Origin of the sequence: Mesorhizobium caraganae, assembly GCF_016836705.1 — a bacterium.
Classification (GTDB): Bacteria; Pseudomonadota; Alphaproteobacteria; order Rhizobiales; family Rhizobiaceae; genus Mesorhizobium; species Mesorhizobium caraganae.
In genome coordinates this window covers 81,825-93,619 of sequence record NZ_JAFCGY010000022.1, presented here as the reverse complement: position 1 = coordinate 93,619, position 11,795 = coordinate 81,825, and the positions used below count along the sequence as shown (strand labels likewise).

The window sequence follows — 11,795 nt, the reverse complement described above, 5'->3', positions numbered from 1 at the left end:
AGGCTCAAACCAAGTCTCGCGTGAGGCCCATCGCCGTCGGCTGTCTCCTGACATTTCCTCCTGACATCAATTTGCTGAGCCAAATCAATCGCAAAACAAAACCCCGCCGAAAATCGACGGGGTTTGTGAGCGGTCTGAGGGCGCGCCTCGGCGCGCCCATTTTTTTTTGCGCTGAGACGTCAGCCAGCCTTGCGGATGGCCGCTTCGGAGCCTTCGAAGAACCGGTTCGGCGGCCGCTTCAGACCGAGATTCTCGCGCAACGTCGTTCCCTCATATTCGCGCCGGAAGAGCCTTCGACGCTGCAGTTCGGGCACCACCTTCTCGGCGAAGTCGTCGAGCCCGGCGGGAAGGTAGGGGAACATGACGTTGAAGCCGTCGGATCCCTCGGCAAGCAGCCATTCCTCCATCGCGTCGGCTATAGTCTTCGGCGTGCCGACAAAGGCAAGACCGGAGTAACCGCCGAGCCGCTGCGCCAGCTGGCGGACGGTCAGATTCTCCCGGCGCGCCAATTCGATAACGCGCTCGCGGCTGCTCTTCGAGGCGTTGGTCTCGGGGATTTCAGGCAAGGGCGCATCGGGATCGAAGTGGGCCGCGTCATGGCCGAGCGCGATCGACAGCGAGGCGATACCGCTCTCGTAATAGACCAGGCTGTCGAGCTTCGCCCGCTTGGCCTGCGCTTCCTCGATACTGTCGCCGACGATGACGAAAGCGCCGGGCAGGATCTTGATGTCGTCACGCGAACGGCCGAGCTTTTCAGCCCTGCCTTTGACATCGGCAAAGAAACGCTGTCCTGCCGCGAGATCGGAATGCGCGGCGAAAATCACTTCCGCCGTTTCGGCCGCCAGTTGCCGTCCCGCCTCCGAGGCGCCGGCCTGGACGATAACCGGCCAGCCTTGCACCGGGCGGGCAATGTTGAGCGGGCCGCGCACCGAGAGGTTTTCGCCCTTGTGGTCCAGCACATGCAGTTTGGCGGGATCGAAATAGAGCCCGCTTTCGGCGTCCCGGATGAAGGCGTCGTCGGCAAAGCTGTCCCACAGGCCGGTCACCACATCGTAGAATTCCCGCGCGTTGTGGTAGCGCTCGTCATGCTCGACATGCTCGTCGAGACCGAAGTTCAGCGCGGCATCGGGGTTGGACGTGGTGACGATGTTCCAGCCGGCGCGGCCGCCGCTGATATGGTCGAGCGAGGCGAAGCGCCGGGCAATGTGATAGGGCGCATCGAAGGTCGTCGATGCCGTGGCGACCAGGCCGATATGGTCGGTGACGGCGGCGAGCGCCGACAGCAGCGTGAACGGCTCGAACGAGGTCACCGTGTGGCTGCGCCGCAGCGCCTCGATCGGCATGTTGAGCACGGCCAGATGGTCGGCCATGAAGAAAGCATCGAACTTGGCCGCTTCCAGCGTCTGCGCGAAGCGCTTCAGATGGGCGAAGTTGAAATTGGCGTCGGGATAAGAACCGGGATAGCGCCAGGCGCCGGTGTGAAGACTGACCGGGCGCATGAAGGCGCCGAGCCGCAATTGCTTGTTGTCTGCCATGGGATGATCACCTGGAGGTGGACGAGCGCGATCCTTTGTTGGAGCATGATCTTTTCCAAAAACCGGTACCCACTTTTTGGGATCATGCCCGCGCTCCGATATATCGCCAAGATCGGACGGCTTTGCCGTCCTGGAAAGGAATCCTGTTTTGCGAAACGCGCGTCGCGGAGCATTTTTGTGTGGGCTGCCGTTCAATCTATTTTGATGAACACGCCCTTGGTGTTGAGATATTCGCCGAGATGCTCTGCGCCGCCCTCGCGGCCGTAACCGCTCATCTTGTAGCCGCCGAAGGGCACCGCCGGATCGATGGCGTGATAGGTGTTGACCCAGACCGAGCCGGCGCGGATCTTTCGCGACAGCTGGTGCGCGGTGGCGACGTTCTGGGTGAAGACCCCGGCGGCAAGGCCGTAGGGCGTGTTGTTGGCGCGCTCGACGGCTTCGTCCAGCGTGTCGAAAGGCAGCGCCGAGATGACCGGACCGAAGATTTCCTCGCTGGCGATTTTCATCTCGTCGGAGACGCCGGCGAACACGGTCGGCGCGACGAAATTGCCGGCAGCAAGCGCGCCCTGCGTCAGGCGGGTACCACCTGTGACCAGCTTGGCACCCTCGGCTGCTCCGGCTTCGAGATAACCCGTCACACGTTCGAGCTGCCGCACCGAAACCAGCGGGCCGATCTCGGTTGCCGGATCGATGCCGTCGCCGATCTTCAGACCCTGTGCGTAAGCAGCGAGCCGCGCGACGAACTCGTCATGGATGGAGCGCTCGACGAACAGGCGCGAGCCGGCAATGCAGATCTGGCCGGAATTGGCGAAGACCGACATCGCCGCCACCGGCACGGCCTTGTCGAGGTCGGCATCGGCGCAGACGATGACCGGCGACTTCCCGCCCAACTCCAGCGAGACGCGCTTCAGATTGCCGGCCGAGGCGCGGACGATCGACTGGCCGGTCGCGGTCGAGCCGGTGAAGACGATCTTGTCGACGCCCATATGCTCGGCGAGTGGGGCTCCCGCTTCGGCGCCGGTGCCGGTGACGATGTTGACGACACCTGCCGGCACGCCGGCCTCGTTCATGATGTCGGCGATCAACAGCGGCGTCAGCGGCGCCTCTTCCGACGGTTTCAGCACAATGGTGCAGCCGGTCGCCAAGGCCGGGCCGATCTTCCAGATCGACGCCGCGGTCGGCGCGTTCCACGGGATGATGGCGCCGACGACGCCGACCGGCTCCTTGCGGGTGAAGGAAACGATCTCGCCCGCCAGCGAATTGTCGATGGTCTCGCCATGCAGCGCCGTCGCCATGCCGGCGTAGTAACGCAGCATGCCGATGACACGGTTGCGGTTGGCGCGGGTGCGCACGATCGGCATGCCCATATCCGTCGTGTCGGAGCGGCTGATTTCTTCCCAGTGCTTTTCGAAGAGATCGGCGATCTTCAGCAGCAGCACCTGCCGCTCATAGGGCTTGAACCGGCTCCAAGGACCGTCGAAGGCTTTTCGCGCCGCGGCCACCGCAATGTCTATGTCCTGACGGTCGCCGCGCGGCACCGTGGCGATGACCGCGCCGGTCGCCGGATTGCGAGTCTCCATGGTCTGGCCCGAGGCAGCATCGACCCAGGCGCCGTCGATGAACATCTGCCGATGGCGTCCGTCGATCGGCAGGCGCAGGGCGATCGAGGTCTGGGCCAGGGTCATGATCATCCTCCACGCAACAGACGGGGGGCATCATGGCCATCAGGACGCCACAACGCCGCACGTCAAACGTACGGCGTTGTAGCATTTTTCCAAGAGCGCTTCCTATGCGCCAGCAGCGCTCACTCGGCGGCCAGGGCCAGTTGCGGCTGTTCATTGTCCTGCACCGCCTCGCCCGCCGGCTCCTTTGCCTTCTTCGGTTCACGGCCGAAGAACAGCGCATAGCCGGCCGGCAGCACCAGGATGGTGAGCACGGTGGCGACCAGGATGCCGCCCATCATGGCGTAGGCGAGCGGGCCCCAGAACACGGCGCGCGAGATCGGGATCAGCGCCAGCACCGCCGTCATTGCGGTGAGCACGATCGGCCGGAAACGGCGCACGGCCGAGCCGATAATGGCCTCCGATCGGTCCATGCCCCTGGCGATGTCCTGGTCGATCTGGTCGACCAGGATGATCGAGTTGCGCATGATGATGCCGAGGAGCGCGATGACGCCCAAGATAGCGACGAAGCCGAAGGGCGCACCGCTGATCAGCAATGCTGCCGCCGCACCGATGATGCCGAGCGGGCCGGTGGCCAGCACCAGCATCGCCTTGCCGAAATGCTGCAGCTGGATCATCAAGAGCACGACGATGACGGCCAGCATGACCGGCGCCTTGGCGGCGATCGAAGCCTGGCTCTCGGCAGAATCCTCCGCACCGCCCTGGATCTCGATCTTGTAGCCAGGCGCCAGGCCGGCGCGCATGCCCTGCATGTCGTTGTAGAGCTTGGTGACGACATCGTTCGACTGCACGCCGTCCGGCAGCGTGGCGCGCACCGAGATGGTCGGCAAGCGGTCACGCCGCCATTCGACGCCCTGCTCGAGCACCGGCACCACCTTGGCCACCTGCGACAGCGGCACGAAGCCGCCGAAATCGGTCGGGATATAGACCGAGTCGACCGACGACAGCAGGTTGCGGCTGGCATCCGGTTCGCGGGCGACGATGGACACTGTCTCCTCGCCATCGCGGAAGTCATCCAGTGGCGCGCCGGACATCGACGCCTGCAGCATCTGGCGGATGCGCTGCGAGGTGACGCCGAGCGCACGGGCGCGGTCCTGGTCGATGACCAGCTTCATCGCCGGCACCGGCTCCAGCCAGTCGTCATGGACTGCGGCGAGCAGCGGATTTTCGGCGAACTTGGCCTTCACCTGGTCGGCGATGCGGCGCACCTCCTGACGGTCAGGTCCCATGACGCGCATCTGCACCGGCCAGCCGGTCGGCGGGCCGAGGAACAGGCGATCGACCTTGGAGCGGATCGAGGGGAAATCCTGCGCCAGAATTGAGCGCAGCTTGAGGATCAGCCGCTCGCGCGCCGGCTCGTCATTGGCCATCACCAGAAGCTGCGCATAGTTCGGATTGCGCAATTGCTGGTCGAGCGGCAGGAAGAAGCGCGGCGCGCCCTCGCCAATATAGGTGGCGATGAAGCGCTTGTCCTTGTCATCCATCATCCGGGCCTCGAGCGCCTTGGCCTGGGTCTCGACCTCCTTGATCGAGGTTCCCTCAGGCAGCCAGAGATCGACCAGGATTTCGGGACGCGACGACTGCGGGAAGAAGTTCTGCGGGATGAACTGGAACGCCCACAGGCTGGTGGCGAAGGTGACCAGCGTCATCACCAGAACGATGATGCGATGGCGCACCGCCCAGCCGACCGTGGCGCGCAGCCGCCGGTAGAACCTGGTGTCGAAGGCATCGTGATGATTGCCGGCATGCTTGCGCTGCTTGAGGATCATGTAGCCGAGCCACGGCGTGAAATAGACCGCAACGAACCAGGACACGACCAGCGCGATGCCGACGACGTAAAACAGCGTGCGCACATATTCGCCGGCCGTGGAGGCGGCGAAGCCGACGGGGATGAAGCCGGCAGTGGTGATCAGGGTTCCGGTCAGCATCGGAAAGGCGGTCGAGGAATAGGCGAAGCTCGCCGCTTCGATCTTGACCAGCCCCTCCTCCAGCTTGCGCTCCATCATCTCGACGACGATCATGGCGTCGTCGACGAGCAGGCCGAGCGCGATGATCAAGGCGCCGAGCGAAATGCGCTGCAGGTCGATGCCGAGCTCGTACATGATGGCGAAGGTTGCGGCCAGCACAAGCGGAATGGCGATGGCGATGACCAGGCCGGAGCGCCAGCCGATCGACAGCAGCGAGACGGCAAGCACAATTAGCAGCGCTTCGCCCAGTGCCTCCATGAACTCCTTCACTGCATCGCGCACGACCTCCGGCTGGTCGGAGATCTGGTCGACCGAAACACCGTACGGCAGCGCCTCTTCGAAGCGCTTATATGTCGCTTCGACATCCTTGCCGACATCGGTGACGTTGAAGCCCTTGGCCATGACGACGCCGACCTGGACGCTTTCGTGGCCGTTGAAGCGGTATTTGCGCTGATAGGGATCCTCAAGGCCGGAGGACACGGTGGCGATGTCGCCGAGACGCGTCACCTGGCCGCCGGCGCGCAGCCGCAATTCCCTGATATCGGCTGCCTTGGTGACGTCGCCTTCGACCGAGATGCGCACCGAGCGCAGGCCGGTGTCGACGGAACCTGACGGATCGACATTGTTCTGGCCCTTGATGGCGTTCTGCAGGTCGGTCAGCGTCAGGCCGCGTTCGGCCAGCGCCTTGGACGAGATGTCGATATAGATCTTCTCCGGCTGGTCGCCGATGATGACGGCCTTCTCGACGCCCGGTGTCGTCAACAGCATGTCGCGCGCCTGGATGGCGAACTTCTTCAGCTCGGGATAGGAGTAGCCATCGCCGCTGATCGAATGCAACGTGATGAAGGTGTCGCCGAACTCGTCGTTGAAATAGGGGCCGAGCAGGCCTTGCGGCAGGTCGCCTGAGATGTCGCCGACCTTCTTGCGCACCTGGTAGAAGGCATCCTTCACCTCCTCGGCATTGGTGTCGCCCTTGATCTGGACGGTGATGATGGCGCTGCCGGCGCGGGTGTAGGAGCGGACGAAATCGAGATGCGGCGTTTCCTGCAGCTTGCGCTCGATCTTGTTGACGACCTGGTCCTCCATCTCCTGGATCGAGGAGCCAGGCCAGATCGCCTGGACGACCATGACGCGGAAGGTGAAATCGGGGTCTTCCTTCTGGCCCATGCGCATCAGGCCGAGCCCGCCGGCGATGATGATCAGGCCGAACAGGAAGCGCGCAATGGAAGGATGGCCAATGGCCCAGCGCGAAAGATTGAAAGGCCGCTTTTCACTGCTGTCGTTGGTGGTGGTCATCGGCGTCAGTCCAATTCGTTGATCGTGAGCGCATACCCTTGGCATGCGGCTTCAGGGAATTCCGATGCTGGCTTCCGGGCGGCGAGGCTTTCCGAGCAGGAGAGACTCTCATCGCGGTGGGACGCGTGATCGATGCGGGGGAACTCGACCTTGGCGTCTCGACCATCGGGCACTCGCCGCCCGGAAACCATGAATGCTTCGCCAGCCTTTTCGCCGAAGCGACGATCAAGCCGGCTTCACGCGTCTGCCTTCAGCGCAGGGCCTTTGCGGCGTCGCCTTCCGCAGAGGCGGCCTGCACCGCGTCGCCGGTCAGCTTGACCTTGAGATTCTCGCTCATGAACTGAGTGCCGGCGGCAACGACGACATCACCCGGCTTGAGCCCGTCGGCGACACTGACGCCGTCGGCGGTAAACTCCGCAACCTTGACCGGGCGCTCGTGCACCGTCTCGCCGGCGCGGTCGACGGTCCAGACAATCTTGCGGCCATCCTTTTCCGCCAGCGCGCTGAGTGGGATCGACACCATCTCCTGCTTCTTGGCCACCGAAGCCTCGATGTTGGCGGTCATGCCGAGCAGCACGCGCGGATCGTCGGGCAGCGAGACACGCACGGCAAAGGTGCGCGACTGCTGGTCGGCGCTGCCGGCCACTTCGCGAACCTTGCCGGAGAGTTTCAGTGCATCGTCGGACCAGAAGCTGGCCGTGACGTCCTTGCCTGGTTTGAAGGCGGCGATGTCCATTTCAGGAACCGCGATTAGCACTTCCTTTTCGCCATCGACAGCAACCGTCATGACCGGCGTTCCGGCACCGACCACCTGGCCGACATCAGCGGAAACCGCCGTGACGATGCCGTTCTCGCTGGCCTTGAGATCGGTGTAGACGACCTGGTTCTGCGCCTGTGAAAGGGTCGAACGGGCGGCATCGCGGCTCGCCACCGCCTGGTTGTAGCTCAGCGTCGCCTGCTCGAGCTGCGACTTGGAGGTGAAATTCTTGGCATAGAGCTGCTCGGCGCGCTTTCTGGTCAGGTCGACCGTCTCGACCTGCCGCTCCGCGGCATCGAGACTGGCCTTGGCGCTCTTGACCGAAAGCTCGTAATCGGTGGAATCGATGCGGGCGAGCACATCGCCCGATGTCACATGCTGGCCGATATCGACAAGGCGCTGGGTCACCTTGCCCGAGATGCGAAAGCCGAGATTCATTTCGGTGCGGGCGCGCACCGAGCCGGAATAGGCGAGTTCGCGGCTGTTTTGCGCCTGGCCGATCTCGACCACCTTGACCGGGCGGATAATGTCCTGGACTTCGGCCTTTTCCTGGCTGCAGGCGGCGAGCCCGAGCGTGGCGACGATCAGGCCGGCGACCGGCAGCTTGCGGAGGATGGAACTGGACAAAGGCACTTTCGTACTCCCGACTGGAGATGAACGGTCGACACCGGCGCCCGGCGGGCGGCGGTTATTTCAGGGCTTTGATTGCGTAATCGATGAGGTCGTCGGGCATCGCCCGGTTGGTCTTGGCAAGGCACTGCGCCACCATTTGCGGGTGGCACAGAATGACGGTGGCGGCGCCGAAGCAGCGCGATGCGATGACCGGATCCTGTTCTCTGAACTCACCGGCGGCGATGCCTTCGCGGATCACCTCGGCAAACAGGTCGTGAATGCTGTCGATATGCTTGTCGATGACACCCCAGTCGCGCTCGAGCGCGACGATCACCATCTCGTGCACCTTCTGGTCGTCGAGCATGACTTCCAGCGTCATCTTGTACTGCGCATTCACATAGCGACGCAGCCGCTCCTCGGCGCTGATCGGCAGGTGGCAGATCGCGTAGGCCATATTGTAGCTGGCGAGGAGCATGCGGCCGCAGACGGCCTGGTGGATTTCCACTTTGGAGGCGAAGAAGCGGTAGATGTTGGCCGGCGACATGCCGAGTTCACGGGCGATGTCGGCAACATTGGTCTTGCCATACCCATAGTGGCGGAAGAGGCGCTCGGCGCAGTCGAGAATGCGCGTGACATTCTCCTGGCGGGCGGCGTCGACCATGATGCTGGCGGCTTCGGACATTAGCTCTCTGTCAATTAACGAATGACGAATTTCAATTTTCGTCACTCGTAAATCGAAATGAGCGGGCTGTCAACGCGGAATCGACGTACGCGTACGAATGGTGACAGATGGTGACAGTGGGTGTGCGATGACCGGCGCTCGCGATTGGCGAACGGCACCTGTCGGTTCGTCATCCTAGGACGAAGCAAGGAGCGAAGCGACGCGGCGCAGACCCTAGGATCCATGCCGTGATGCGCGTCGAAGAGTGAGGCGGATCAAGACTTTACGCCGATCATCGACCTGTCATCCGGTGCGGTTATTCTCGACCGTCGGCGCGTGGCCGCGAGGTCACGGCATGGATCCTAGGGCTTCCGCGACGTTGCTTCGCGACTGCTCCACCCTAGGATGACGAAGTCGTGGAGGCCCGCGACAAATTGTCGAGGTCGCAGCAAGAGCCCCAATGCCGCCGCCTAAGCCCCCTTCGCCATCTCCCGCAGCCGGAACTTCTGGATCTTCCCCGTCGACGTCTTCGGGATCTCCGCAAAAATCACCGCCTTCGGCACCTTGAAGCGGGCGAGCAAGGCGCGGCAGTGGTCGATGATCTCGGCCTCGCTCGCCGCCTTGCCGGGCTTCAGTTCGACATAGGCGACCGGCACCTCGCCCCATTTGTCGTCGGCCCTGGCAACGACACCGCAGGACGCTACGGACGGGTGCTTGTAGAGCGCATCCTCGACCTCGATCGACGAAATATTCTCCCCGCCGGAGATGATGATGTCCTTGGAGCGGTCCTTGAGCTGGATGTAGCCGTCAGGGTGCATGACACCGAGGTCGCCGGAATGGAACCAGCCGCCGGCAAAGGCCTCGTCGGTTGCCTTCCTGTTTTTCAGATAGCCCTTCATGACGATGTTGCCGCGGAACATGACCTCGCCGATGGTCTCGCCGTCGGCCGGTGTCTCCTGCATCGTTTCGGGATCCATGACCGTCAGGCCTTCGAGTGCGGCATAGCGCACGCCTTGCCTGGCCTTCTTCTGCGCCTTCGACCCCTTGTCGAGATCGTCCCACGCGCCATGCCATTCGTTGACGACCGCCGGACCATAGGTCTCGGTCAGGCCATAGAGATGGGTGACGGCAAAGCCGGCATCGGCCATGCCCGACAGCACGGCTTCCGGCGGCGGCGCGGCCGCGGTGTTGAAGGTGACGGTCTGCGGGAAGTGGCGCTTGTCCTCATCCCTGGCGTTGATCAGCACCGACATGACGACCGGCGCGCCACAAAGGTGGGTGACGCCGTGATCGGCGATGGCATCGTAGATCGGCTTCGGCCGCACCCAGCGCAGGCAGACATGGGTGCCGGCCTGGACGGCGAGCGTCCACGGAAAACACCAGCCATTGCAGTGGAACATCGGCAGCGTCCAGAGATAGACGGCGTGCTTGGCCATGCCGGCATGGATGGTGTTGGTGTAGGCCATCAGGGCGGCGCCGCGATGATGATAGACGACGCCCTTCGGATTGCCCGTCGTGCCTGACGTGTAGTTGAGCGAGATGGCGTCCCATTCGTCGTCGGGCATCGACCAGACATAGTTTTCATCGCCGCCGGCGACGAAATCCTCATAGTCGATCGGGCCGATGCGCTCGCCCTTCGGATAGGGTGCGTCGGCGGCATAGTCGGGATCATCATAGTCGATGACCAGCGGCTTGACCTTGGCCAGCGCCAGCGCCTGTTTGACGACGGCGGCAAATTCGCGGTCGACGATCAGCACCTTGGTCTCGGCATGGTCGATCTGAAAGGCGATGACGGCGGCGTCGAGCCGGGTGTTGAGCGAATGCAGCACCGCCTTGGTCATCGGCACGCCGAAATGCGCCTCCAGCATCGGCGGCGTGTTGGACAGCATGACGGTCACCGTATCGCCCTTGCCGATGCCGCGCTTCGACAGCGCCGAGGCGAGCTTGAGCGAGCGTCGCCAGAAGTCGCGAAAGGTGATGCGCTGGCTGCCATGGATGATGGCGACATGGTCGGGATAGGTCCTTGCCGCCCGCTCAAGATAGGTGAGCGGCGTCAGCGGCTGGTGGTTGGCGGTGTTCTTGCCGAGATCCTGATCGTAGGGATTGCCCATCCCACTCCTCCCCGAATGTTCTTTTGAGAACTTCTAACCACAGGTTCCGGCCGCGTCACCATCAGCGATTCCCGACCGGGGCACATTTGGCGCAATGATTATCCAGATTCGACGGGCAAGAAGGCATCGTGTACCCATGCCAGTTTGACTTTTGTCGAGAGCCGTGAATAATGTCAGCCGAGGAGACGGCATGGCGATCCGACCGGCAGAACAGCTTATCCACAAGGCCGCGTGGCTCTATTATGCCCATGGCCTGCGCCAGGACCAGGTCGCCAGCCAACTTAACATTTCCCGCGCCTCGGTCGCCATGTATCTGCGCAAGGCGCGCGAGACCGGGATCGTCAACATCTCGACCTCGACGCAGCTGTTCACCGACGACGTACTCGCCCGCCAGCTCGAGGACGCACTCAAGCTCGACGCCGTCTGGATCGCACCAGAGAACGACTATGTCCTCGATCCATCGACAGACATTGCAGTGTTGGCGGCGAGCGTCTTTCTCGAACTGGTGAAGAAGGGCGACCGCATCGGCGTCGCCTGGGGCCGCACCGTCTACACCATCGCCGACGTCATGTCCTATGCCGATCTGCAGGACGTCACTGTGGTGCAGCTCTGCGGCAATCTCGGCGCGCCCTATTCCTACCGTCCCGACCAGTGCACGATGGAGATCGCCCGCCGACTCAACGCCAAGGGCCTGAATTTCTACGCGCCGCTGGTGCTGACGACGGAAGCGCTGGCGGATGGGCTGCGCGCCGAGCCGGTGATCCGCGAGCAATTGGCCGATATCGGCAATTGCGATCTGGCGCTCTATTCGGTCGGCACCGTCGACACCGACAGCCATGTCGTCAAATGCGGCGCGCTGAGCCCCGGCGAGATGGGGGTGTTGCGCGAGGCGGGTGCCGCCGGCGTCATCGCCGGCCAGATCATCGACGCCGCCGGCAAGGCGCTCGATTGCAGCTATAACCGCCGCGTCATCTCGGCCTCGCTGTCGTCGCTGCGTCAAATCGAAAAGCGCCTGATGGTGGTGCAGGAGGACAGCAAGTTCGAACCGCTGTTGGCCGCACTCGCCGGCGGGCTCTGCACGCATCTCGTCGTCGGCGCCAGCATGGCGCGGCGGCTGCTCGACCATGCGGAAAAGGCTTCCTGACAAACGAAATCCTGCAGCCGGCGCATTGTC

7 protein-coding genes are annotated in these 11,795 nt (G+C 63.4%); 1 reads left to right on the top strand and 6 read right to left on the bottom strand.

Annotated elements, in window-relative coordinates; genetic code table 11:
- Positions 1-179 precede the first annotated feature (179 nt).
- The 6 genes from JQK88_RS26640 to JQK88_RS26615 form a co-directional block, all read right to left on the bottom strand.
- Positions 180-1,535, bottom strand: a complete 1,356-nt coding sequence (locus JQK88_RS26640; RefSeq protein ID WP_203279962.1) for an LLM class flavin-dependent oxidoreductase — start codon at positions 1,533-1,535, stop codon at positions 180-182.
- 191 nt (positions 1,536-1,726) lie between these two features.
- A complete protein-coding gene (locus JQK88_RS26635) occupies positions 1,727-3,220 on the bottom strand; it encodes an aldehyde dehydrogenase family protein (protein WP_203279961.1) in 1,494 nt (497 codons plus the stop codon).
- A 119-nt stretch (positions 3,221-3,339) separates the two neighbouring features.
- Positions 3,340-6,480 (bottom strand): efflux RND transporter permease subunit, encoded by a 3,141-nt coding sequence (locus JQK88_RS26630; protein ID WP_203279960.1) that lies wholly within the window; start codon positions 6,478-6,480, stop codon positions 3,340-3,342.
- 250 nt (positions 6,481-6,730) lie between these two features.
- Positions 6,731-7,870, bottom strand: coding sequence for an efflux RND transporter periplasmic adaptor subunit (locus tag JQK88_RS26625; protein ID WP_192256083.1), 1,140 nt, complete (start codon positions 7,868-7,870; stop codon positions 6,731-6,733).
- A gap of 55 nt (positions 7,871-7,925) precedes the next feature.
- Entirely contained in the window at positions 7,926-8,531 is a 606-nt protein-coding gene (locus JQK88_RS26620; protein WP_112565810.1) for a TetR/AcrR family transcriptional regulator, read from the bottom strand.
- Between the two features lie 449 nt (positions 8,532-8,980).
- Positions 8,981-10,621: an acyl-CoA synthetase gene (locus JQK88_RS26615; protein WP_203279959.1), complete on the bottom strand. Its 1,641-nt coding sequence runs from the start codon at positions 10,619-10,621 to the stop codon at positions 8,981-8,983.
- A 190-nt stretch (positions 10,622-10,811) separates the two neighbouring features.
- On the opposite strand from JQK88_RS26615, the gene JQK88_RS26610 reads away from it, so the two are divergent.
- Entirely contained in the window at positions 10,812-11,765 is a 954-nt protein-coding gene (locus JQK88_RS26610) for a sugar-binding transcriptional regulator (RefSeq protein ID WP_203279958.1), read from the top strand.
- Positions 11,766-11,795: the final 30 nt, after the last annotated feature.